This is a genomic window from Thermococcus henrietii (genome assembly GCF_900198835.1).
Lineage (GTDB): Archaea > Methanobacteriota_B > Thermococci > Thermococcales > Thermococcaceae > Thermococcus > Thermococcus henrietii.
The window spans coordinates 1,753,947-1,777,300 of the sequence record NZ_LT900021.1; the positions used below are offsets into that span (position 1 = coordinate 1,753,947).

Annotated in this window: 22 protein-coding genes and 1 tRNA gene; 11 read left to right on the forward strand and 12 right to left on the reverse strand. The window is 51.9% G+C overall.

What is annotated here, in order from left to right; genetic code table 11:
* Window positions 1-21: 21 nt before the first annotated feature.
* Genes CS910_RS09605 through glyS form a run of 3 tightly spaced genes read right to left on the reverse strand, consistent with a single transcriptional unit; the run spans window position 22 to window position 2,568 of the window.
* Complete coding sequence (locus tag CS910_RS09605; protein ID WP_099211546.1) at window positions 22-321, reverse strand: DUF167 domain-containing protein; 300 nt, start codon at window positions 319-321, stop codon at window positions 22-24.
* Window positions 318-821: a DUF402 domain-containing protein gene (locus tag CS910_RS09610; protein WP_099211548.1), complete on the reverse strand. Its 504-nt coding sequence runs from the start codon at window positions 819-821 to the stop codon at window positions 318-320. Before CS910_RS09610 ends, CS910_RS09605 begins: the two co-directional genes overlap by 4 nt.
* 34 nt (window positions 822-855) lie before the next feature.
* Entirely contained in the window at window positions 856-2,568 is a 1,713-nt protein-coding gene (gene glyS / locus CS910_RS09615; protein ID WP_099211550.1) for a glycine--tRNA ligase, read from the reverse strand.
* Between the two features lie 149 nt (window positions 2,569-2,717).
* Here glyS and CS910_RS09620 point away from each other — a divergent pair, with 149 nt between their 5' ends.
* From CS910_RS09620 to CS910_RS09640, 5 genes are all read left to right on the forward strand, one after another.
* The gene (locus CS910_RS09620; RefSeq protein ID WP_042690133.1) at window positions 2,718-2,948 is read left to right on the forward strand and encodes an LSm family protein; all 231 of its coding nucleotides are present in this window, start codon (window positions 2,718-2,720) and stop codon (window positions 2,946-2,948) included.
* 18 nt (window positions 2,949-2,966) lie between these two features.
* Window positions 2,967-3,158 carry a 50S ribosomal protein L37e gene (locus tag CS910_RS09625; RefSeq protein ID WP_015859350.1) on the forward strand — a complete coding sequence of 64 codons (192 nt, stop codon included), beginning with the start codon at window positions 2,967-2,969 and terminating at the stop codon, window positions 3,156-3,158.
* A 104-nt stretch (window positions 3,159-3,262) separates the two neighbouring features.
* Window positions 3,263-4,663, forward strand: coding sequence for an MATE family efflux transporter (locus CS910_RS09630; protein ID WP_099211552.1), 1,401 nt, complete (start codon window positions 3,263-3,265; stop codon window positions 4,661-4,663).
* Between the two features lie 47 nt (window positions 4,664-4,710).
* Window positions 4,711-4,932 carry a type II toxin-antitoxin system VapB family antitoxin gene (gene vapB, locus CS910_RS09635; RefSeq protein ID WP_099211554.1) on the forward strand — a complete coding sequence of 74 codons (222 nt, stop codon included), beginning with the start codon at window positions 4,711-4,713 and terminating at the stop codon, window positions 4,930-4,932.
* Window positions 4,913-5,323 (forward strand): type II toxin-antitoxin system VapC family toxin, encoded by a 411-nt coding sequence (locus tag CS910_RS09640; RefSeq protein WP_173866248.1) that lies wholly within the window; start codon window positions 4,913-4,915, stop codon window positions 5,321-5,323. The genes vapB and CS910_RS09640 overlap by 20 nt, the downstream gene beginning before the upstream one ends.
* On the opposite strand, the gene CS910_RS09645 is transcribed toward CS910_RS09640, so the two are convergent.
* Genes CS910_RS09645 through CS910_RS09660 form a run of 4 tightly spaced genes read right to left on the reverse strand, consistent with a single transcriptional unit; the run spans window position 5,320 to window position 8,537 of the window.
* Window positions 5,320-6,417, reverse strand: a complete 1,098-nt coding sequence (locus CS910_RS09645; RefSeq protein WP_099211556.1) for a VIT1/CCC1 transporter family protein — start codon at window positions 6,415-6,417, stop codon at window positions 5,320-5,322. The genes CS910_RS09640 and CS910_RS09645 overlap by 4 nt on opposite strands.
* Window positions 6,398-7,528: a tRNA (guanine(10)-N(2))-dimethyltransferase gene (locus CS910_RS09650; RefSeq protein ID WP_099211558.1), complete on the reverse strand. Its 1,131-nt coding sequence runs from the start codon at window positions 7,526-7,528 to the stop codon at window positions 6,398-6,400. The genes CS910_RS09645 and CS910_RS09650 overlap by 20 nt, the downstream gene beginning before the upstream one ends.
* Before the next feature lie 41 nt (window positions 7,529-7,569).
* Window positions 7,570-7,836: a 50S ribosomal protein L35ae gene (locus CS910_RS09655; protein WP_042690112.1), complete on the reverse strand. Its 267-nt coding sequence runs from the start codon at window positions 7,834-7,836 to the stop codon at window positions 7,570-7,572.
* A 35-nt stretch (window positions 7,837-7,871) separates the two neighbouring features.
* Window positions 7,872-8,537: an HAD family hydrolase gene (locus tag CS910_RS09660; RefSeq protein ID WP_042690110.1), complete on the reverse strand. Its 666-nt coding sequence runs from the start codon at window positions 8,535-8,537 to the stop codon at window positions 7,872-7,874.
* 84 nt (window positions 8,538-8,621) lie between these two features.
* On the opposite strand from CS910_RS09660, the gene pepQ reads away from it, so the two are divergent.
* Window positions 8,622-9,674, forward strand: coding sequence for a Xaa-Pro dipeptidase PepQ (gene pepQ, locus CS910_RS09665; RefSeq protein WP_173866284.1), 1,053 nt, complete (start codon window positions 8,622-8,624; stop codon window positions 9,672-9,674).
* On the opposite strand, the gene CS910_RS09670 is transcribed toward pepQ, so the two are convergent.
* A complete protein-coding gene (locus CS910_RS09670; protein WP_099211562.1) occupies window positions 9,671-12,265 on the reverse strand; it encodes an ATP-dependent helicase in 2,595 nt (864 codons plus the stop codon). The two genes, pepQ and CS910_RS09670, sit on opposite strands and share 4 nt — an antisense overlap.
* Before the next feature lie 90 nt (window positions 12,266-12,355).
* Between CS910_RS09670 and CS910_RS09675 the strand changes: the two genes are divergently transcribed.
* The 5 genes from CS910_RS09675 to CS910_RS09695 all read left to right on the forward strand — a co-directional run bounded on the left by CS910_RS09675 (window position 12,356) and on the right by CS910_RS09695 (window position 16,974).
* Window positions 12,356-12,646: a hypothetical protein gene (locus tag CS910_RS09675; RefSeq protein WP_099211564.1), complete on the forward strand. Its 291-nt coding sequence runs from the start codon at window positions 12,356-12,358 to the stop codon at window positions 12,644-12,646.
* Window positions 12,647-12,744: 98 nt separating this feature from the next.
* On the forward strand, window positions 12,745-14,943 hold the full coding sequence (locus CS910_RS09680) for an elongation factor EF-2 (protein ID WP_099211566.1): 2,199 nt from the start codon (window positions 12,745-12,747) through the stop codon (window positions 14,941-14,943).
* A gap of 290 nt (window positions 14,944-15,233) precedes the next feature.
* On the forward strand, window positions 15,234-16,520 hold the full coding sequence (tuf, locus tag CS910_RS09685) for a translation elongation factor EF-1 subunit alpha (protein ID WP_099211568.1): 1,287 nt from the start codon (window positions 15,234-15,236) through the stop codon (window positions 16,518-16,520).
* A gap of 46 nt (window positions 16,521-16,566) precedes the next feature.
* A complete protein-coding gene (gene rpsJ, locus CS910_RS09690; protein ID WP_042690543.1) occupies window positions 16,567-16,875 on the forward strand; it encodes a 30S ribosomal protein S10 in 309 nt (102 codons plus the stop codon).
* A gap of 12 nt (window positions 16,876-16,887) precedes the next feature.
* Window positions 16,888-16,974, forward strand: a tRNA-Ser gene (locus CS910_RS09695).
* A gap of 764 nt (window positions 16,975-17,738) precedes the next feature.
* Here the strand turns inward: CS910_RS09695 and CS910_RS09700 are convergent.
* The 4 genes from CS910_RS09700 to CS910_RS09715 all read right to left on the reverse strand — a co-directional run bounded on the left by CS910_RS09700 (window position 17,739) and on the right by CS910_RS09715 (window position 23,292).
* Window positions 17,739-18,572, reverse strand: a complete 834-nt coding sequence (locus tag CS910_RS09700) for a restriction endonuclease subunit S domain-containing protein (RefSeq protein ID WP_099211570.1) — start codon at window positions 18,570-18,572, stop codon at window positions 17,739-17,741.
* Window positions 18,569-20,269, reverse strand: a complete 1,701-nt coding sequence (locus CS910_RS09705; protein WP_099211572.1) for an N-6 DNA methylase — start codon at window positions 20,267-20,269, stop codon at window positions 18,569-18,571. Before CS910_RS09705 ends, CS910_RS09700 begins: the two co-directional genes overlap by 4 nt.
* 313 nt (window positions 20,270-20,582) lie before the next feature.
* Complete coding sequence (locus CS910_RS09710) at window positions 20,583-21,737, reverse strand: hypothetical protein (RefSeq protein ID WP_099211574.1); 1,155 nt, start codon at window positions 21,735-21,737, stop codon at window positions 20,583-20,585.
* A 631-nt stretch (window positions 21,738-22,368) separates the two neighbouring features.
* Window positions 22,369-23,292 (reverse strand): integrase, encoded by a 924-nt coding sequence (locus tag CS910_RS09715; protein ID WP_099211576.1) that lies wholly within the window; start codon window positions 23,290-23,292, stop codon window positions 22,369-22,371.
* Between the last annotated feature and the right edge of the window lie 62 nt (window positions 23,293-23,354).

Sequence of the window (23,354 nt, forward strand, 5' to 3'; positions counted from 1 at the left end):
AGTACTAATCATGATTAGTATTTAAGACTTCTGGTTAAATCCCAGCCTCTTCTTTACCTCCTCAGCACTCACCCTGACCAGCAAGTCCTTCTCCCTGCTCGTCTCCCCGCGAACCAGCTCGACTTCAGCCCCAAGGACCTTTGAGAGGAACTTAACCAGCTCCTTGTTTGCCTTCCCTCCAACGGGCGGCGCCTTCACCCTGACCTTCAATCTCCCACGCCACTCGTCGATTCCCTCAATCTCGTTTTTCTTTGCCTTCGGCTGGACGTAAACGAGAAGGAGCGTCCCGTCTTTAGTCTCCTTCAAGAACTCCGCGCTCATCTTAACACCTCCCCGTACTTCCACACGATTTCGGGTGGAAACTCACCGCGCTCGGCCTTTTTGAGTATCTCCCTCGCGACGGAGTAAGCGAAATCGAAAGTCTCTCTGTCAATCAGCCCGTAGTTGAGGGCCATCTCAAGTTCGTCCTCGTCGAGGAGGAACGCTCCCCCGTCCGGGAAGATGAATATGTCAAGGAAGAGGTCGAGCATCTCTAAGGTGTTCCCATTGCGCTTTGTGTAGGCGAGAACATCAACGTAGAGCCCCTTGAAGTTGCCCCGCCCATCATAGACCTTTAAGAGGTCGTAGTTCTTTCCGATGAAGGCAAAGTAGAGCATGGTGTAGCCGTTTTTAATGACTTCCACGCCGTTCACCCTCAGCGGGGCGAGCATTCCCTCGAACTTGGCTTTGGCGACGATTACGTCTCCTAAATCGGCTACAACCTCATCGTCCCGTTCGAGAACCCTGTTTGGAATCCGCCGGTAGATTAGGTGGATTTTCATGTCTCCCACCAGAAAGAGTGTAAGAAACGGGGACTCACTCCCCGAAAATCAGTTCCCTGAGCTTTGACGGTAGCTCCTCGATGCTCACCCTTACCTGTTCCCTCGTGTCGCGGTCGCGAATCGTCACCGTGTTGTCCTCGGGCGTCTGGTTGTCAATGGTCACGCAGTAAGGCGTTCCAATCTCGTCGTAGCGGAGGTAGCGCTTTCCAATTGTGTCCTTCTCGTCGTAGACGACTATGAATCCCGCCTTCTGGAGCTTCCTGAAGACGTTGTATGCAATGCCCTTAAGCGGTTCCTTGGCGACGAGCGGGAGGACAGCAACTTCAATCGGCGCCATGTCCTTCTTGAGCTTTAGATAAGTCCTGTCCTCCTCGATGACGAGGCTGTTCTCAAGAAGCAGGTAGAAGGGGCGGTCTATTCCGAAACTCGGCTCGAGGACGTGTGGGACTATTTTCTCGCCGGTAATCTTTTCCTCGACTTCCCTTATTATGAAGTCGTCCCTCTCCAGCTCGTAGCCCTCTATCGTGATTTTGCCCTCTTTCTCAAGGAGCTCAACCAGCTCGCGCTTTTTCTCCTCGTTCCAGCCCTTGATGAGCTCGTTTATCCTCTTGGCGTCTTTCCTCAGCTTTGGACCAACACGCTTGAGGTTGAGGGAAACCTCCAGCTTTCTCACGATTTTCGGCTCGTCGTAGTGGATGAGCACCGTAAGGTCGGCCCCGCTCTCGCGCATGTGCCGGCTCAGGTCGTAGTCTCCCCTGTTCGCTATTCCAACGCATTCCACCCAGCCGAAGCGCTCGCTGTGGATTTCCGCGTCCCAGGTGTCGCGCGAGTAGTGGGCGCGCTCCTCGGGGAGCTGCTGGCGGAAGCGTATCTTGTCCTCGGGAATGCCGATGTCGAGGAGGGTTCTCTTGACCATGACCATGTAGTAGGCGAAGAAGGTGTTCATCACGTAGCCCCGCTTTACAGCCTCCTCGGCGGTGAGCTCAATCTCGCCAAGGCCCTTGAGCTGGTGCTCTATCGGGTAGAGCCTCAAAACCTCGTCCTTGACCTCGTCGAAGTGCGGGTGTTCGGTTTCCTTCGGGTTGAAGAATATCTCGGCCTCTGCCTGCGTGAACTCCCTGAGCCTTAACATCCCCTGCCTTGGTGAAATCTCGTTTCTATAGGCCTTCCCAATCTGGAAGACGCCGAAGGGGAGCTTGTTCCTTGCGAAGGCGTTCAACCTCTTGAAGTTCACGAATATGCCCTGGGCCGTCTCGGGCCTCAGGTAGCCTTTCTGGTCGCCGTAGGGGCCGATTTTCGTCTCGAACATGAGGTTGAAGTACCACACATCGGACAGCTCGCCGCCGCACTCCGGACAGCGAATATCGTGCTCCCTGATGAGCTTTGTGAGTTCTTCAGCAGATAATCCCTCGACGTCGGTTCCAAGGGCTTCCTCGACGAGGTGGTCGGCCCTGAAGCGGGCACCGCACTTCTTACACTCGACGAGCGGGTCGACGAACTTCTCAACGTGTCCGCTCGCTATGAAGACCTTCTCGGGCGTTATGTCAGGAGTTTCAAGCTCGAAAAAGCCCTCCCTCTGGAAGGCCTCCCTTATCTTCCGCTCTATCTTCCTCTTTATCGTCGCGCCGAGCGGGCCGTAGTCGTAGAATCCGCGTGAACCTCCGTAGATTTCAAAGCTGCCCCACGCGAAGCCTCGCCTCCTCATCAAATCCTGAAGAATCTCGTACTTGTCGGGCTTCTCTCCCATGCTCTATCACCTGAGAGTTGAGCGGGCGAATTTCATAAAAATGTTTTGGGGCCCAATTTGGAACTCTGACGAAGCCCAAAAACGGAAAGAGTTATAAACCGTTCCCGTCGTTTAGGCTATGAGCTTTGATTGTTTGGAGGTGCGTGAAAATGGCGGAAAGACCACTCGATGTTATTCACAGGTCCCTTGATAAGGACGTCCTCGTGCTCCTCAAGAGGGGTGGCGAGTTCAGGGGAAGGCTCATCGGTTACGACATCCACCTGAACGTCGTCCTCGCCGACGCCTCGCTCATGCAGGACGGCGAGGAGGTTAAGAAGTACGGTAAAATTGTCATCAGGGGAGACAATGTCCTGGCCATCTCCCCGGTCGAGATAGAGTGAGCTTAGTGGGGTGATACCATGGGAGCCGGAACCGCGCCGAAGGGCAAGCGCAATAGGACCCCTACCCACATCAGGTGCAGGCGCTGTGGTAGGAGGGCCTTCAACGTCAAGAAGGGCTACTGCGCCGCCTGTGGCTTCGGCAGGAGCAGGAGAATGAGGAAGTACAGCTGGAGCCACAAGTGGAAGAAGAAGAGGAACCTCTCCTACTGAACCCTTTTCTTTTGTTTCCCCGTGTTCTATTCTGTTCATTCGTTCACGAGACCGCAACCCTTATTAACTAAAACGCTCCTTTGTTCGTTTAGAGGGGCGTCTTAATGATACTCCGTAACGAGACCCAGCGCAGGATATGGCAGCTCGCGTGGCCCGCTATTATCGCCAACATCTCCCAGACCCTTCTCAACTTAGTGGACACGCTCATGGTCGGCCACGTGAGCGCCCTGGCAATAGCCGCGGTGGGTCTCGGTGGGCAGGTAAGCTGGTTCATGTTCCCAATAATGATGTCGGTCTCCGTCGGAACCCTCGCCCTCGTTGCTAGGGCCGTGGGTGCAAAGGAGTTCAAACGGGCGGAGCTCGTTCTCGAACAGAGCCTCTACCTGGCTTTTCTCCTCGGAATTCCCGTCCTGCTTTTCGGCTGGTTCTTCGGCGACGACGTGCTGAGGATTATGGGCGCAAAGGGAGAGCTTTTGAGCCTCGCCTACGCCTACCTCAAGGTCGTTTTCCTTTTCTATCCCGTCCGCTTCGTGGTCTTTACGATAAACTCGGCCCTCAGGGGAGCCGGCGATACAAAGACTCCGATGAAGGTAGGAATCCTTATGAACGTCATGAACGCGCTCTTTGACTACCTTCTAATCTACGGGAAGCTCGGCTTTCCGAGGCTCGGAGCCGTTGGAGCGGCGTGGGCATCTGGAATAGGCATAAGCTCGGCGCTCGTTGTTCTCCTTGTTCTTCTGTTCTCGAACAGGCTCATCCTTAAGTTTGAGCCGAGCTGGCGCTTCAAATGGGACATCGTGGAGAGAATCGTCCGCATAGGCACACCGACGCTCGTTGAGAGGAGCCTCTTCAGCTTCTACAACTTCCTCTACATGAGCATAGTCACCCGCTTCGGCGACGTGGCTTTAGCGGCACACCAGATAGGCCTCAGGATTGAGAGCATCGCCTACATGCCGGCCTTCGGCTTCAACGTCGCAACATCGGCCCTGGTCGGCCAGAACCTTGGCGCCGGAAAGCCGGAGGAGGCCGAGAGGACGGTTTATGAAGCTATGAAGATGGCAGGCCTCTTCATGGGCGTCATGGGCGCGGTGCTAATCCTCTTCCCGCGCTACCTCGTCATGCCCTTCCTCAACCCGAACGACCCGAACTACGCCGAGGTCCTCCACCTCGCGAGCATCTACCTCATAATCGTTGGCGTGAGCGAGGTTCCCCTCGCGTGGGTCTTCGTTCTCAGCGGAGCTCTAAGGGGAGCCGGAGATACGAAGAGCCCGATGTACGTAACCGCGATAAGCAAGCTCCTGTTTCGGATTATTCCGGCATACCTTCTCGGCTTTGGGTTTTCAATTCCGAGCTTTCACGTTCTCGGCTTCACGTTCCCGGGCTTTACCTTCGAGGGTCTCGGCGTCATAGCGGCGTGGATTGCGATGAGCCTCGAGACCTTCACGAGCGCCGGAATGTACTGGTGGATTTTCAAGAAGGGCAAGTGGAAGCACGTGAAGGTGTGACGGGAATGTTTATATCCCCGTAATGAGTTTCTGTAAACGGTGGTTGTATGGCGGTCATAAGCGTCCGCGTTCCCGACGAGCTTAAGGAGAAGATGAAGAAGTACGACATCAACTGGAGCGAGGAGATACGGCGGTTCATAGAACTCAAGGTAAGGGAAATTGACAGGGAAAAACTGCTGGACGAGATAGATTCGTTCCTTGAGAACGTGCCCGAATTGCCCAAGGGAAAAGCGACAAAGCTCGTGAGGGATGACCGTGATAGTAATTGACACCTCGGCCCTCGTCAAGTACCTCCTCAAAGAGGAGGGCTGGAGGAAGGTTTCCGCTTTCCTGAGGAAGAATCGAGAAATCACCTCTCTGGAGCTTGCCTTAATTGAAGGGGCAAACGCCGTCTGGAAGCGCTACCGCCTGTACAGGGACATAAACTTTGAAACCGCCCAGAGGTTGCTGGACTACCTTCACGCGACGAGGGAGATTCTCATTTATGAGAATCCCATTGAATACCTTCCTGAGGGCGAGAAAGTTGCTCTTGAAAACGGCATACCCATCTACGACGCCCTCTACATCGCCCAAGCCCTCAAGTACGGAAAGCTTGCGACGCCCGATGAGAAACAGGGAAAAATAGCGGAAAAGCTCGGCGTTGAGGTGGTTTACCTTTAAAGCGCCGAGACGTGGAAGATTGCCTCCATGGCCCTTCCGAAGAGGTAGCTCAGGAACGCCGCGCCGAGGCCAGTAGTTACCATCTCCGCGACCTTCTTCTTGACCGATATTCCCGAGAGGAGCGAAATCAGCGTCGCCACTATCGCGAGAGCCGAACCCGCGAAGAGCACCGAGAAGGCGAGCGCCGTGAGTGAGTTCGAGGCCAGGAAGTAGGGAGTAACCGGGAAGACGACGCCGAGAAGGTACGATAAGCCCGTGTACAACGCGGCGCGAACCTCGTTCTCCTCGGCCTCGGGAAGGAGGAGCTTTTTAACGGCATCGGGGTTGTCCTTGAGCTTCTCCGCTATCTCCTTCGCCATGTCCTTGGGCATTCCACCCTCTACCAGCTTTTCCCTGAGTTCTTCGGCCGTTTTCTCGGGTGAGACCTCGAAGAGGACCTCGGTCCTCGAGCGGATTGATTCCTTGACCTGCCTCTGCGAGCGGACCGAGACGAAGGTGCCTATCGCCATCGAGAGCGCGCCGGCAACTCCGACGATGAGACCGCTTATCCCGACGAGCTGGGGGTTGTTCGGGTAAACCGCCGAGAGGCCCGTAACCGCTCCGAGTATCTCGACGAGGCCGTCGTTCATTCCGAGGACGAGGTCCCTGATGTTCTCCACGTGGAAGGCCTTCTCCTCCTCGCGGAAGAACTTCTCGTGCTCTATCTCGTCGAGGATTACCCTCCTCAGGGTTTCGCGCTCCTCATCGCTCATCTCGCGGGCGTATTCGTTGAGGAAGCGGAAGTACTTCTCTATCGCGCTGTTCTCGCCCATCTCAAGGAGAGACGCCACCGAACCCGGCCCAAGGAACTTCCGAAGGAGCTTAACGCTCCATACAGTCAGGCGGTTCACCCTCGGCCTCGGCGGTTTCTCGTTCCTCCTCTCGAGGAAGGACTTCCAGAACTCGGCGTGCCAGCGCTCAAGCTCGGCCAGACGCTTGAACTCCGCCATTATATTCTCGTCCTTTTCCCACTCGGCGAGCCTCTCGTACAGCTCCGCGTCTGCCCACTCGTCGAGGTAGAAGCGCCTTGCGAGCTTAATCGCCTCTGAGGACATCGAGCACCACCTCGAAGGGGGCATCGGTTTTTACCGCGGTTGGCGAGAAGTGCGTCCTGCTCGCCCTGTATCCGAGTTTCTCAAGCCTCTCGATTACCTCGCTCACCTTCCTCACTTCCAGGCCGTTCCTCCGCGCGAGGGCGTGGGTGTCGTAGTGGAACGGAACGTCGAGTTCGCTCGCGAGTAGCTCCACAAAGGACCTCGTTTTCTTATGAGCCGGTTTAAAGGTCTCAAGCTCTTTTGAAAGCCTTTCCATGAACTCCGAATCCTTCAGCGGGCCGAGCCACATCGGGCCGAAGGCCTTAGGCTTCTCCGGGAGGAAAGCTTTCTCGTAGGTGGACCTTCCGTCCTCATCTTGCCAGAGGTAGCCGAGCTGGGCGAGGCTCTTCTCGGCCTTCTTCGCCCCGCTCTTAAACCGGAGGAACGCCCTGAAGTAGTGGTCGCGGTAGTAAGCCAGGAGAACTTCAACTCCAAGGTCGTACTTTGCAGAGTATCTAACCACGGTTCCGATGAGGATTCTCAAACCGGCCTCGTGGCACAGCTCTCCCCGTATCGGCCTCGCGAGGTAGTTCTTCACGCAGGCCCTCGCGTAGGCCCCGCAGAGAACTCCGGTATCCGTTGCCGTAACGGCCAGAACGCCTTTCCTCTTCACGCTCCTTAGAGCGGTGTCGAGGAACTCCATCGGCGAGCCGAAGGGGTCCAAATCAACCAGGTCGAAGTAGCGGAAGTTCTCCGCCATCAGCCTGTTGGCGTCGCCCTTGTTTATGACTATTAGCTTCTCGCCCCAGAGGTAGGAGCGGTCGCCCTCTTCGTAGAGTTCCCCCTCGAAGTTGAGGGCGACGTTCCGCTTCATCAGGCTGTAGGCTTCGTCGCTTATGTCGTTGAGCCAGACCTCCTCCGCTGGACTTTCGAGGGCGTAGCGGATTCCCCTTATTCCAGTCGCCGAGAGCGCGTCAAGAACCCTCTTGGGTTCAAGAGCACGGGCGACGAGGACGCTTATATCCCTGTTGAGCGCCATCACGGGGTTGTAGAAGACCGGTGCGTCGTAAATTCGTTCGGCCTTCGGTACGAGGAACCTCGCGGAACCTTCACTGACCTCAATCAGCTCCATTTTCCCACCCGTAAAGAAAAGGGTTGAGGGGCTTTAAAGGTTTAGAGAATCTCGACGATGTCTCCAAGGGCCTGCCCCGGAAGACCGGGCTTGAAGACGGCCTTGACCTCACCGCGGTTGCCGTGGGTCTTGATGACCCTGCCGAACATCTTCCTACCGGTCGGGGTCCTCCAGACGACCTTCCTGCCGATGAGCTGGGCCGCGCTTCCCCTGTCGTCGATTCCGATGGGCTTGAGAATCATTCTGTGGTTGTCCTGGTGCTCGTGAGAACCCGCGTAGGAGAGGACGACAGCCTTCACCCTCGCCATCGCCCTCACCCGGCCTTGATTTAGGGGCTGGATTTTTAAGTTTTATCGCCCAGGAACTCGCTTAGGCCATCGTCTATCTCGAGAACCTCTCGGATGGATTTTATCTTCACGAAGTTCACCCGGTCAAAGAGGAGCGGAACGTCGCTCTTGTAAGGTGAGGCCTTCTGAACGAGGAGCGTGTTCTCGTCGAGGACGTAGGTGAAGCGCGACGGGCTGTCGTCAACCCACACGAAGGGCTCATCCGGGTAGAGCTCCCTCAGCGTCTGGAACTTCTTGAGCATGTCCTTCGTCCCCTTGAAAGTTATGACCTCGTCGAACTCGTCGTACCAGTTGGTCTTCTTCATGAAGATGACCTTTCCGCCCGGATAAGTGTGCTCGCCCGAGAAGCTTATTACCTTCCGTCCCCGCTTTCTGAGCTCCCTCACAACCTCACGGGCGAAGGGGAAGTCCTTGATGTACTTGGGCATGAGCTTGTAGTACTCGTGGATTGTCCCCTGAGCCACGAGCTCGTGTATGACGCCGAGGTGGCCGTAGGTGAGCTTGCCCTTGATAAAGAGGAACAGCGCCTTGTAATACTCGTCGTAGAGGTCGCTCTCAATCACCGCAGGAATCGTCTTCTCGATGGCTATCCTCAACGCCTTCTCCACCGCGCCGGTGCTGTCAACGAGCGTTCCGTCGAAGTCGAAGAGGTAAACCGTCACGCTTAACACCTGTTCGGGGTTTCGCCCCGGAGTTTATATTCCTTCCGAAACCGTTTTATCCTGCCCGGCCAACTTCACCCGGTGGTGGTCATGAGAATCGAAAGGCTCAGGGAATACATAGCCGAAAAGGAACTGGACGGCGTAATAATAACCCATAAGCCGAACCTCTACTACTTCACGGGCTCTGCCCCCGTTCTCGGCGGCTACCTGCTCGTAACGGCTGACGAGGCGCTCTTCCTCGTTCCCCAGCTTGAGTATGAGGAAGCCAAAGAAACCTCGCGCGTTCCCGTTGAGGCCTTCAAGCGCGGGCCAGAGCTCTTCGAGAGGCTCAAGTCCTTCAAGCTGAGGAAGCTCGGAATCGAGGGAAGAACTGCCTACTCAACCGTCCAGAGCTACCGCGAGAAGCTCGGAGCTGAAGAGTTCGTGACCGTTGATGACGTCATAAAGGAGCTGAGAATGGTTAAAACGAAGGAAGAACTTGAGGTCATCCAGGCTGCGTGCGAGATAGCGGACCAGGCGATGCTCGTTGCCATAGAGGAGATAAGCGAGGGCAAGCGCGAGAGGGAAATAGCCGCCAAGATGGAGTACGTCATGAAGATGAACGGCGCTGAGAAGCCGGCCTTTGATACGATAATCGCGAGTGGCTGGCGCTCGGCCCTTCCCCACGGTGTCGCGAGCGACAAGAGAATCGAGCGGGGTGAGTTCGTCGTTATAGACGAGGGCGCCCTCTACAGGCACTACAACTCCGACACGACGAGGACCATCGTGGTCGGCAGTCCCAACGAGAAGCAGAAGGACATCTATCAGGCGGTTCTCGAGGCCCAGATGAAGGGCGTTGAGATGGCGAGGCCGGGAATAACCGCGAAGGAGCTCGACACAATCGTTAGGGACGTCATCAGGGAGTACGGCTACGGCGACTACTTCATCCACTCCACCGGCCACGGCGTCGGCCTTGAGATACACGAGTGGCCCGGCGTGAACCAGAGCGACGAGACCGTCCTCAAGCCCGGTATGGTCGTCACCGTCGAGCCGGGCATCTACATTCCCAAGTTCGGTGGGGTAAGGATAGAGGACACGATAGTCATAACCGAAAACGGGGCCAAGAGGCTGACGAGGACGGAGAGGGAGCTAATCTAAGCCTCCCCTATCATCGCCATTATCTTTCTGTGCAGGGCCTTAATCAGCTCTCTTCTATCTTCCATCAGAACCACGTCGCTCGAGCCAATAGCTTCCAGATTGAAGGCGAAGGGACTCGGAACGGCGTTCCTCTGGAAGACCACCCTTATCTTCCCCTCGCGAACCCAGCTCAGGAACAGTTCCGCGTTTTCCACGTCCATCTTGTCCTCCATAATCTCGCGGTAGACCTCCTTCAGGAGCGGGAAGTCGGGATAGTTCTCCTTGAGCACCTTGAGTAGCGAGACCGCCATGACCTGCTGCCTGCCGAGCCTCTTGCTCCTCCCGACGTAGCGCCTCAAAATAAGAAGCCCGCGGTTGGCGACGTGCCTGAAGCGCCTCTTCAAAAGCTCTGTGTTGTCCAGGGCCCGCTTTAACGTTTCCCTCAGGTCATCAACCTCGAAAAGCTCCATCACTTCCTCCTCGCTCAGCTCGACCTCCGGCGGAAGGAGCAAAGCGAAGCCGTTGTCGTTTATCGCTATCCCGACGTTGCAGTTCTTTTTCTTGCTCACGAGGTAGGCGAAGGCCCTGCTTAAAGCGTCGTTGGCGCGCCTTCCTATGAGTGTGTGGAAGAAGTAGCGGTTCCTCCGGTTTCCCGGAACGAATTCCACCAGAAGGGTCTCGTCGTCGGGAACCACCGAATACCTAGCCTGCTCGCGGAAGTAAGCGATTATGGCGCGCGAGGCCTTCTCGTCTATCCCGTACTTCCTCATGAGCCTTTTAACGGCGTCCTTCCTGCTGAGGAGGCCCTTAACTTCCCTCCTAAACCGCTGAATATCCACCGCCAAATCGAAGCTTAAAGGCAACATCTCTGAGAACCAAGCGGGAATGGTCGGCTTGGCGCCCTCGCGCGGGACGACGTAGAGCTTGTTTCCTCTGCTCTTGACGAACTCGTAGGTCCTTCCCGCCAGAACGAAGATGTCGCCGGGCATCAGCCTCTCGGCGAACTCCTCCTCAACGGTTCCGATTAGCTTTTTGTCCATTGTGTAAACCCTGATTTTGGCCTCATCGGGAATCGTGCCGACGTTCATGTAGTAAATCGCCCTCGTCATCTTTCCGCGCTTTCCGAACTTCCCGTCCTCCAGCCATATCTTGGCGTAGACCTTCCGCTCCTCCAGTCCGGCGTATTCTCCGGCCAAATACTTCAAAACGCTCATGAAGTCCTCGAAGGGCAAATCCCTGAATGGATAAGCTCTTTTGACAACGCGGTAAGCTTCGTCAACCTCCCATACTCTGTTCAGGGCCATTCCGAGGAGGTGCTGGACGAGGACGTCGAGCGGGTTCCTTGGAATTCTGACGCGGTCGAGTCGTCTGTTCCTCGCGTTGTGCGCCAAAACGGTAACCTCGACCAGGTCATCTCTATCGAGGGCTAAGATGACGCCTTTGCTGACCTCGTGTAGCCTGTGGCCCGCTCGCCCAATTCTCTGCAGGGCCCTGTTCACGCTCTTCGGCGAGCCGATTAGGACAACTAAATCAATCGTTCCAATGTCTATCCCGAGCTCCAAGGATGTACTCGACACAACACAGCGAAGTTCGCCCCTCTTCAGCTTCTCCTCAACGTCCAGCCTAACCTCACGCGACAGGCTTGAGTGGTGCGCCTCTATGAGCCCCTCGAACTCGGGATAGCGCTTCTTGAGGTTGAAGGCGACCCTCTCGGCACCGCTCCTCGTATTGGTGAAAATTAGCGTCGTCCTGTGCTCCCTGATAAGCTCGGCCAGTCTTCTGTAGAGCGCCTCGCTCAGCGCTCCCGCCGGGGTGTAGATTAGGTCCTCGACGACGCTCTCGACCTTTATTTCGGTCTGCTTGGCGAAGCTTACGTCAACGATAAGGCCCGGCCTCGGCTCCCCGTCGTCATCGAAGCCGAAGACGAACTTCGCTATCTCTTCGAGCGGGTGTATCGTCGCGCTGAGACCGATTCTCACGAACCTCTCCTCGGCCATCTCCTGGAGTCTCTCAACGCTCAAAGCCAAGTGGGAACCGCGTTTGTTTTCAGCCAAGGCGTGAACCTCGTCTATGATGAGGTATTTAACCGTCTTCAGCCTCTCGCGGAACTTGGGGGCGTTTAGAGCTATCGCAAGGCTTTCCGGGGTGGTTATTAGAATGTGGGGCGGTTTCTTCACCATCTTGCTTTTCTCGTAGCTCGACGTGTCGCTCGTCCTTATGCCGACGCGGATTTCGGGTAAATCGTAGCCGAGCTCCTTAGCCACTTCCTTGATTTCGGCCAAGGGCCCCTCCAGGTTGCGCTTTATATCGTTGTTCAAAGCCCTCAGCGGTGAGACGTAGAGGACGTAGATTTTATCCTCAAGCTTTCCCTCCTTTCCGAGGAGAATCAACTCGTTTATGGCCGAGAGGAAAGCGGAGAGCGTTTTTCCAGAGCCAGTCGGCGAGGAGATGAGCACGTTCTCGCCTTTGTGAATCTCAATGACCGCGTAGCGCTGTGGGGGCGTGAAACTCCCGAACTTTCGCCTGAACCACTCCCTAACCGGCTCGCTGAGGATTGAGAATATCTCCTCGTCAGAGTATTCCTTTCTCGCCCACCTTATACGCCTCGCCATCGGCCACCCGTTGGACTTTCGGTTTTTAAACTATTCGGTTGGTTAAGCAAACTTTTTAAGTGGGCTTAGCGAACTAAACCCGGTGGGAGAATGGAGGTCGAGGAGAAGCTCAGGAAGGTTCTCGACGAGTTCAACCGCCTCCACGGTAGTGAGGCCAGCGCGAGGATTCTAAAGCTCGAGGGAGACGAGGTAATCATAGAGTTTGAGGGTTCCTTCTGCGCCACCTGCGGGCTGTACGACTACTTCGACGACATCAAGTGGGAGGCGATGGATTTTGGCCTTGAGCTTGAGCCGGTCGAGGTCCTCGAGGCCGAGGAAGACTATTTCGAGCACGGTCGCTACGTAGTGAGGTACCGGCTCCCACCCAAAAGGCTTAAGTAGTTTGACCGCCCAGAGTCCGGCTTCATTCTCGACCGGGAAAAGCTTTATAACCGGGCCTTTTAAGTTAAGCCGACAAGCTCATCCAAAGGTGGTGCGTTATGGGAAGAAGGGAAGAGATGATTGCGAAGATTAAGGAACTCATGACCCAGCCTGAGAGAATCAGGAACATGGGTATCGCCGCTCACATTGACCACGGTAAGACCACGCTGAGCGATAACCTGCTCGCCGGTGCCGGAATGATAAGCGAGGAGCTCGCCGGAAAGCAGCTCGTCCTCGATTTCGACGAGCAGGAGCAGGCGAGAGGTATTACAATCAACGCGGCCAACGTTTCGATGGTCCACAACTACGAGGGCCAGGACTACCTCATCAACCTCATCGACACCCCGGGTCACGTTGACTTCGGTGGTGACGTTACCAGGGCCATGCGTGCCATAGACGGTGCCATCATCGTCGTTGACGCCGTTGAGGGTGTCATGCCCCAGACCGAGACCGTTCTCAGGCAGGCCCTTCGCGAGTACGTCAAGCCGGTTCTCTTCATCAACAAGGTTGACCGTCTCATCAAGGAGCTCAAGCTCGGCCCGAATGAGATACTCAACCGCTTCGCCAAGATAATCACCGACGTTAACAGGCTCATCAAGCGCTACGCCCCCGAGGAGTTCAAGAGCGAGTGGATGGTCAAGGTTGAAGATGGAAGCGTCGCCTTCGGAAGCGCTTACTACAACTGGGCCCTCAGCGTTCCGTACATGAAGAAGACCGGCGTTTCCTTCAAGGACATCGTCGAGCTCACCAACGCCGGTGACCTCAAGACCCTCAGGCAGAAGGCCCCGCTCCACGTCGTCGTCCTCGATATGGTCGTCAGGCACCTTCCGAACCCGCTCGAGGCCCAGAAGTACAGGATTCCGCACCTCTGGCAGGGCGACATAAACAGTGAGGTCGGCCAGGCCATGCTCAAGTGTGACCCGAAGGGCAAGATGGTCATGGTCGTCACCAAGATAATCATCGACAAGCACGCCGGTGAGGTTGCTACCGGCCGTGTCTGGAGCGGTACCGTCAAGAGCGGTAAGGAAGTTTACCTCATCAACAGCAAGAGGAAGGCCAGAATTCAGCAGGTTGGTATCTACATGGGTCCCGAGAGGATTAACATGGAGGCCGTTCCGGCTGGAAACATCGTCGCCGTTACCGGTCTGAGGGACGCCATGGCCGGTGAGACCGTCGCCGAGGAGCCGATTGAGCCGTTCGAGGCCCTCCACTACGTCAGCGAGCCGGTCGTTACCGTTGCCATCGAGGCTAAGAACGTCAAGGACCTCCCGAGGCTCATCGAGGCCCTCCGCCAGCTCGCCAAGGAGGACCCGACCCTTCACGTCAAGATTGACGAGGAGACCGGCCAGCACCTCCTCAGTGGTATGGGTGAGCTCCACCTCGAGGTCAAGCTCGTCAAGCTCAAGGAAGACTGGAAGATTGACGTCGACGTTTCCCCGCCGATAGTCGTCTACCGCGAGAGCGTCACCAAGCAGAGCCCAATCGTCGAAGGAAAGTCCCCGAACAAGCACAACAGGTTCTACATCACCGTCGAGCCGATGCCCGACGAGATTTACGAGGCAATAAGGGAGGGCATAATCCCCGAGGGCAGGCCCAAGAACCCGAAGGAGGTCGCCAAGAAGTTGGCGGAGCTCGGCATGGACTACGAGATGGCCAAGGGCATCGTCGACGTCTACAACGGCAACATGTTCTTCGACAACACCAAGGGTATCCAGTACCTCAACGAGGTCATGGACCTCCTGGTTGACGGATTCCACATGGCGATGGACGAGGGACCGCTCGCCAAGGAGCCGGTCATGAAGGTCATCGTCAGGCTCCACGATGCCAAGATACACGAGGACAACGTCCACCGCGGTCCGGCCCAGATTTACCCGGCCATCAGGACTGCCATCCACTGCGCCATGATGAAAGCCAACCCCGTCCTCTACGAGCCGTACCAGAAGGTCATCATCAACGTTCCCTACGAGTACATGGGTGCCGTCAGCAGGGAAATCAACCAGAGGCGCGGCCAGCTCATTGACATGCGCCAGGAGGGCGAGGTCATGATTATCATCGCCGAGGCCCCAGTCGCCGAGATGTTCGGATTCGCCGGCGCGATTCGTGGAGCGACCAGCGGAAGGGCCCTCTGGAGCACCGAGCACGCGGGCTTCAAGCGCGTCCCGAGCGAACTTGCAGTCAACATCATCAGGCAGATACGCCAGAGGAAGGGCCTCGACCCGAACCCGCCAACCGAGAAGGACGTCTGCCCGCAGCAGTAAAGCCGTCCCGCTTCCCATTTCTTCACCTTTCTTGAATTTTGATGTTGGTTCGCATTTCGGTCCGTTCTCCAGCCCAATCCCTTCGCTCCGAGAATAGAAGGCCCAATTTTGACAGATACGCGTTCAAGGGCGATTAGTTAACTTTTTAAACTCGCCCCTCAAGTTAGGGTCAGAACTCATGAGGTCCCCCCGTAAACGGCGGGTTCCCCGCCCGAGGGGACCGAGGTTCGAAAGATTTAAAAAGCCATCCTACTCAGCCCGAGTAGACCAAAAACTGGAGGTGTTTGAAAATGGCTAAGGAGAAGCCGCACGTTAACATCGTCTTTATAGGCCACGTCGACCACGGAAAGAGCACCACCATCGGTAGGCTGCTCTTTGACACCGCCAACATACCGGAGAACATCATCAAGAAGTTCGAGGAGATGGGTGAGAAGGGTAAGTCCTTCAAGTTCGCTTGGGTCATGGACAGGCTCAAGGAGGAGCGCGAGAGGGGTATCACCATCGACGTCGCCCACACCAAGTTCGAGACCCCGCACAGGTACATCACCATCATCGACGCTCCGGGCCACAGGGACTTCGTTAAGAACATGATTACCGGTGCCAGCCAGGCTGACGCCGCCGTTCTCATCGTCGCCGCCACCGACGGTGTCATGCCCCAGACCAAGGAGCACGCCTTCCTTGCCAGGACCCTCGGTATCGGCCACATCATAGTCGCCATCAACAAGATGGACATGGTCAACTACGACCAGAAGGCCTTCGAGAAGGTCAAGGCCCAGGTCGAGAAGCTCCTCAAGATGCTCGGCTACAAGGACTTCCCGGTCATCCCGATTAGCGCCTGGGAGGGCGACAACGTCGTCAAGAAGAGCGACAAGATGCCCTGGTACAACGGCCCGACCCTCATCGAGGCCCTCGACCAGATACCCGAGCCGCCGAAGCCGACCGACAAGCCGCTCCGCATTCCGATTCAGGACGTCTACTCCATCAAGGGTGTCGGTACCGTCCCGGTCGGCCGTGTCGAGACCGGTATCCTCCGCGTTGGCGACGTCGTCATCTTCGAGCCGGCCAGCACCATCTTCCACAAGCCCATCCAGGGTGAGGTTAAGTCCATTGAGATGCACCACGAGCCCATGCAGGAAGCTTACCCGGGTGACAACATCGGATTCAACGTCCGTGGCGTTGGTAAGAACGACATAAAGCGCGGTGACGTTGCCGGACACACCAACAACCCGCCGACCGTCGTCAGGCCGAAGGACACCTTCAAGGCCCAGATAATCGTCCTCAACCACCCGACCGCCATCACCGTCGGATACACTCCGGTCCTCCACGCCCACACCACCCAGGTCGCCGTCAGGTTCGAGCAGCTCCTCGCCAAGCTCGACCCGAGGACCGGTAACGTCCTCGAGGAGAACCCGCAGTTCATCAAGACCGGTGACTCCGCCATCGTCATCCTCAGGCCGACCAAGGCCATGGTCATCGAACCGGTCAAGGAGATACCGCAGCTCGGCAGGTTCGCCATCCGTGACATGGGCCAGACCGTCGCTGCTGGTATGGTTATCTCCATCCAGAAGGCCGAGTGATTTCTTCGGCCTTTCCTTTACTTCCTAAACTTTAGGAGGGACGGAAATGCAGAAGGCGAGGATTAAGCTTGCGAGCACCAACATTAAGGCCCTCAACGAAGTCACCGACCAGATTAGACAGATTGCCGAGAGGACCGGCGTTAGGATGAGCGGCCCAATCCCGCTCCCGACCAAGAGGATAAGGATTACCACCAGGAAGAGCCCGGACGGAGAGGGCTCGGCAACCTTCGACCGCTGGGAGCTTCGCGTTCACAAGAGGCTCGTTGACATTGAGGCCGACGAGAGGGCCATGCGCCAGATTATGCGCATCCGCGTTCCCGAGGATGTCACCATCGAGATTGAGCTCATCTCCTGATTTCCTTTATGCGCCGGGGTAGCCTAGCCTGGGAAGGCGCGGGCCTGGAGAGTCCGTGGGCGCATGCCCGCCAGGGTTCAAATCCCTGCCCCGGCGCCAAACTCCTTCTATCGAATGTGAATGGCGCCGAAATGTTATTTGCGATTCTATGGGGCCCACATTTCCCACGTCCTCTCCAGCCCCGCCCCTTCCCAGGCTAAGGCTCCTCCTGCTCTGTACAGAACTCTGTACAGATTGAGCGGATGGTTCGGCAACGTAGAGGATGATGGCCTCTTTTCCTCCAAGAACCGTCCGTTCCATGCTTACCTCTTTCCCTATCAAATCGGCCCACTCTTTAGGCATCCTCAAAATAGGATACACATTCCCCTTCCCATCCTTCAACTTCCCGATTCTCCGTCCCTTCATAACATCACCTTTCATACTCTGAACTTCAACATCCTTAACATTTTCTGGGAAGGGTTTATTTCTTTAGTTAGACAACATAGGAGACAGGAACTTTTGTCATACCTGATTTTTGATTGGAGAATTTGGCTGAAAATTCTTAAAATCCCGAAATTAGAATTGTCCCAATTTCCTATTAAGCCTTAGACAATCTTTATTTTGTTTTTATCTCTTCTTAGAATCCATAAAATCAAGAATGGGGCCCTATACTGCATTTTCGTTCATATCTGTTAGACAAAGGTTCCCACGGATGTTGGCATTTTGGTTACCCAATAGTGCACTATCACCATATCAGGTTCAACTTTAAAATCACACATTTTTATTATCCCATCACTCTTGGCTTTATTTTCCTTTTCGTCTGTGATTCCTTTGGTTTTAGCATTCCATACTCACAGTTTAATTTAAAAAGAAAAAATACTAGTTTATTTCACCTTAAGGGTAGATTGTATGTTTGCTATGTCGTTTTCCTTTTCTTTAATTAGTTTTTGTATCGTGTAATCTTTTATAATAACCCCACATACCTCTTTCGCAATTTCTTGTCTCAAACTGGCACTCTCGGGAACTGGCACAGGTAAATGTTTAAGTTGCTCCCATTTTACTCTGTGCCTACCTGTTACTCCCTTCATTAGCCCTTTTACGTATGATCTGACAAAGTTACTCCGTAGATATATCCATAGATACCATGAGGTAACCATCTTAGAATCAATTTGTAAATTAACATCGGGATACTCATTCTCAATAAGTTCAATTAATTGTTTGTCTTCTATTATTTTCTTTTTTGGCCTTAGCACCATGAACTCTTTGGTCACATAATGATCATTGAGATCTTCGGGTATAATAGCTACTGCACCGTTAACGATGTCTATTCTGGATAACACAACATCCCATGCTGAAACTTTGAGCAGAGTTGGATATTTTGTTGTTATTGGACTCATCCGTGATTTTTTGTGGAGCTTTTCACTTCTCCTAATAGCTTTTCCTTCAAATGTTATTGAGAGTAAAGGTATCCCCTCTTTCCCCTGAATCGTGCTAGTCTTAACGACATTATTCACATTCCTAATGACATGTCCTAGAGGTAGTATTTCAAAGCCTAATTCTTCCCAATCCTTTTTGAGGTCATCTAATTGTTTTTTTCTGATAACTAACTCCGCATGTTTTACATCAATCCTACCCAATTCACGTAGCGTATCCCACTCAATCAAAAAAATTAATGGGGAATCAGAGAGCAATTGGAATTCTAGAGCATCCTCTTTCATTTTGAATCCCCCCAAAATCCAATGTCTTTCACGAATTTTCTCCACTCTTGGACAATTATAGGAAGGTCGTTCTTTGAGATTCTTTTTCCAGATGTGTCAAATCCAACAAATTCAGCCTCAGCCATGAATACCTTTTTCGTTTCTGGTATCTCTGGACTAGGTTTCTGTATTATCAAAATATTAGTTTTTGAATTGGCTCCATAAGGCTTGAAGGCGTCCCTAGGTAGGCTTATAATTCCTCTAACGTAGGCATTATTGTTTAGGAATTCAATGAATCTCTCATTGTTTTCTAATGCATCCTCTGACATTATTGTTACCATTAATCCTCCCGGCTTAAGAAACTCTAGCCCTCTCTCAACAAACAAGACTTGGGATAATTGTCTAGGTAGTCCCTTTCCTGTTTCGAATTGGTCCAAGATTTTCCTGTCCTCTTCATACAGACCCAGTGGGGGATTTGTTAGTATAATATCAAACATTTCCTTCTCTAATCCATAAGACTTTAGTTCCTTCCAGGGGGCTAAAGCATTTGCTATTTTTATATTACTATGTGAATCATCACTGAGAATCATTGAAGAAATAGCAGCTTGGGCTACTTCTGGTGAAACTTCAATTCCGTAAATTTGATAATGGGCGACTTCAAATAGCCTCTCTCTAAGTGCTATTGAATTTAGGCCATACTTCTTGATCATCTTTTCCCTCACATAAAATAACGAGTACAATAAGAAACCTCCAGTACCACAAGCGGGATCTAGTATTTTATGGTCCTCTCCAGGATCCGCAATCTCTACCATGGCCTTAGTAATTTCTCTAGGCGTAAAATACTGACCGAGATCTCCACGCATATTAGAATCCAGAAAATGCTGGTATGCTTCTCCTTTTATGTCTAGATCAGTATCCCTAAGGGAATATTTGCCAAGTAGTTTTGCTATTTTGAAAAGGGTCAGATCATTTGATACTTCCAAATCTTCCGGGAAAATACTTGGTTCCCGTTTTCTAGCACGTGAGTATAACTTTCTTATTCTGTCCGCAACATCCGTTATGCTCTCTGCATACCCAGCTTGGAATGAATAATACTCTTCTCTTCCAGTAGTTTTCTCATCATAAACTTTTGCATATATTAACCGTGAAGCTACCTTAAAAGCTTCATGTAGTGCTTTCTTTTCGACATTTCTAATTATATCATGGACATGCTTCATTAACTTCTTAAATTCATCTGAATCTCTGATTGGAACTAGAGGCATTCCAATACCATTCCCATATTTCAGTTTTTTCCCGTACTTGTGGGCCAATGGGATATCAGATATTGGTTCTTCAACATGAGTGTCTTTGGTGTATTGGATGTACACAACTTCAAAGTCATCCCCATTAGTCCATTTTGCATATTTTGCGCCTAAAGATACCGCATATGAAATAGCTTGCTTTAGTCCCTTTTTCTTATCAGGTGATTTAGTCTCTATCACTATTAGGGGAACCTTCTTAGAGGTGGACTTGTAAACCACTATATCAGCCTCTTTAATCGAAGAGCCCATTTGAACTGGAACAAAAGCTTCTATCTGGGTAGGATCATATCCGTACTCATTTACCAACGTTTTTATTTCCTTTATCATTACGGTTTTTTCTTTTTTTATTCCTTTCTTTGATGCTAGAGAATCAACTTTTTTAATCAGCTTGTCTAATGTACTCCCCCTAACAACCATGAGTTCCCACCTTAATTAACATCCAGCTTCACATTTTAATGCTTTTCTCTCGGATTATATGGTTAGTGACTTCTTAATACCCTCTTCTCTATATTCTGCTAGTTATCGCTAACTAAGAACATTTTATCTTAGTAGTCGTCTAATTTACACCGTGTTTTTGAACACCACATCCTTCTTTTCCCCCTTTTATACTTTTATACTATCCTTTACTTATACCCTCGTCCCTCCTTAAGAAGGGATTAACCCATGCTGACTTTGTTACTGTCATCACCGTCAAAAAATTGGGAAAAACTGGAGGGCCTGATGACAACCCTCACATTGCACTTTCCACTTCGGGTTCTGTTGTCTCGATGCCGTCCCACATTTCAAAGGGCTGAAATCCAAGTACGTTCTGGTCTCTGTCCACCACCAATACTCCTTTGCTATCAATTTCGAGTGTTTTAATTCTCCTTCCTTCGTCGCTATACACAACATACAAAATCTCCTGGATGATTTGTTTCATGAATCGTTTGTTTTCTGGCGTGTAATAAAGTGGCTTGTTCACAAAGACTCTCAATATTTCGATACCATATTTCTTTTCAAATTCATCTAACTTTACTTCCAGCATGTCCACCTGCTCTCCCGCATGAAGCCATACGTAAACTTTTCTGAATCCGGATAAATGTTTCAAGGCCTCAACATGCATCTGATATTGTATTTCCGCCTCTCTCTTTCCACATAGGATTTCCCATCCTGTTTTTATCAAATTTCTACTAAGCTTTCTTCTCTTTCTGCCTGGTATTCTTCCACTCTTTACTCGGGAAAGGATTATATCGAGCCCCTCATCGCTAACAGTTGCTGGTAATTTTCTTGCTTGCTCCTCCACGTCGTATTGGCCAGAATAGTGTTCCCAGAAATTTTTGAGTTCAATTACAATTAGTGTTCTACTGCTCCAATCTATTACAAGAACATCTGCTATTTTATCGGCATCTGATTTTCTGCCCCTCCTCTCTTTCTCATCTGTTCCTGGCCTCGTTCGTATTTTGTAAATAGGAAGTACAATGATGTCTTTGCCTCTCTCTATATGTTCCTCTAACATTTCTTCCAGACTCTCATATACCAAGTCTTCTAAGAACCGTCCTTTCCAAAACGCGGTTTTGTTCTTGGGAAGCTCTCGATTTTCAATACGTTTTCTTAAGGCTTCATAGAACTCTTCCTTTATCTCAGAATACATGTCTAAAATATCGCTTATGTAATGGTACATAGTTTTCGTGTCTTTTATCTCCACTTCCATTTCTTTATCTCTCTGGAACTCTTCAATCATTTCCTCGGGTAACATTCCCTCTCTTAACATCTCCAGCATTGCATGAACTAACACTTCCCAATGTTTGAACATCTTGTGTCTATATCTTTTCTTAACACATTCTTCAAGTTCTTCTCTACTCCCTTCTCTAATCCTACTCTCCACTAACCCTCCACTTCTAACCATACTACCACCTCAGGAAGGAGTTTTCAAGAAAAGGGGCCGCTGTATCCAGACTTCACTACCACAGTATTTTGAATCTTCTTGAATCTTATTTAATTAATAAGTTCCATTAATATCATCCCTGTCCGCTGGGCTTCATCCTTCTCATAAGGGAAAAGTGAAAGTGAGTGTGTATAGAGATGGTAGTGTAAGTAGAGTGTAGTATGTGTGAGTGTATGAGTCATAAGAAAGTTAAAGATTCATAGTGCCCCATATATAATAGGGAAGAAATAAAGCAAATTAGTTAATTTTCGTTTTTTGTTACCTTTAAATGCTTTATGGTTCTAATCACCCTATTCGTTACTTATATCCTCCTTTCTATACCTTACCGTCTTATTTAGTTCTTATACTCGTACTCACTCTCATTCCATCAATCCTTCTTACCTTGTTACTTATACTCCCTTTAACCCCTACTTCACCTTACTTACTATCCTCTCATTCTATCTCTTTCTACTTACTCTCTTCCTCTCTTATCTACCATTCATTAAACACCTACATGGATATACGTTCCAAAATTTCAAATATAGGAAGGGGACAGTGAAACCATTCGAGAAATGGTCGAATGAAAACTTGAAAGAAAGTGAGAATTTGGAATTCAAAAAACAACCTTCTTCCCCATGATTTCTGGGAGGGTGGGATTCAAAGATTGTTCAAGGTACTTGTATGAACGAGCGTATTCCCTTTTGGCCTGGTTGAATAAGTCGAGATAGTGAAGACTCATTATCGAACCCGTCGAATGGCCGACCATGTACTTAACCACACTCTCCGGAACTCGGGCCTCGAACATCTTGTTGATGAACCATTTTCTGGCGTACTTGAGACGAACGCCCTTCCTTTTGGATAGGTAGGAGCGTAGAGTTACGTAGGTAGTGTTGGGAAATGGTTTGAGGAGTGAGGCAACGTAGGGAGGCATGAAGGCAACGAAGGAGTTTTTAGTTCTGCGAGTCCATGATAGTTGGTAGTATGAGATGGTGGTTCTGTTTACCTTTTCCGTCTTTAGACGGTTCTCATCGAATTCCGTTACTATCTTCAATGCTTCCTTTATCCTTATCCCTCCAAAAACCACCAACAACGCAACCAATAACGCATCTTCCCTCTTGCTTACCGCTCTAAGCCAGCTCTGAATCTCATCGTCCGTCGGGAAGTACAAATCCGGCTTTGCATCGTGAGTCTTAAGGAGTCTCTTCAACTTTATGGCCGTCTCCTCCGACATCCAGTCGTTTTCAAGGTAGAAGTTTATCAGGTTCCTTATCGCCAAACTCAAATGATGCTTTCCGACCTTCGTGTTGTCCATCAACCTTCTCAAATCCTCGATTCCCCAAATCTCGGTGTCTCCAAAATATCTATCAAGGGAAGAGATATACTTCCTTCTTGTCTCCTCTGTTACTCTATTCTCAAGCCATTTTGCGAATTCTCTTCTGATAGGGCTGTATATCAAAATTGGAGCCCCTGGAGAGTCCGTGGGCGTTAGCCCGCCAGGGTTCAAATCCCTGCCCCGGCGCCAAACTCCTTTTGTCATCTCCCCTCATTGGGGCTGTTCTCGTGTGGTGATTTACTGAGCAAATACCAAACACAGAAAAG